At 69.8% G+C, this 450-nt stretch carries 1 protein-coding gene; it reads right to left on the bottom strand.

Annotated features, from left to right (window positions below; genetic code table 11):
- The coding region (locus C1I95_RS34450; RefSeq protein ID WP_233514085.1) for a tryptophan 7-halogenase at positions 1-434 on the bottom strand (434 nt) is incomplete at its 3' end.
- Between the last annotated feature and the right edge of the window lie 16 nt (positions 435-450).

A 450-nucleotide genomic window follows, 5' to 3' on the forward strand; every position in this document is an offset into this window, starting at 1 on the left:
ACGTAGTCGCGCACGCCCTCGAACATCTCGTTCACGCGGCGGTTGTAGGCCTCGCGGTGGCGCGGTCCGAAGTTGCCCGCTTCGAGCGCGCCGATGAACTGCTCCACGCTGAGCTGGATCAGCATCAGCGCGGTGGCTTCCAGCGGTTCGATGAAGCCTTGCGCGAGGCCGATGGCGACGCAGTTGTGCGACCAGTGCCGTGCCACGCGGCCCACGCGCATGCGCAGCCGGCGCGCCTCCATGCCCTCGGCCGCGGCGCCGAGGTGGGCGCGCAGCTCGCGCTCGGCCTCGTCGTCGCTGACGAAGGCCGAGCTGTAGACATAGCCGTTGCCATGGCGCGAGGTCAGCGGGATCTGCCAGGCCCAGCCGTGGCGCAGCGCGGTGGAGACGGTCTCGGAAGGAATGTCTTCGGTTTCGACAAGCGCGGTCGGCATCGCGACGGCACGGTCG

The sequence above is a fragment of the Micromonospora craterilacus genome, from assembly GCF_003236315.1.
GTDB classification, from domain to species: Bacteria; Actinomycetota; Actinomycetes; order Mycobacteriales; family Micromonosporaceae; genus Micromonospora; species Micromonospora craterilacus.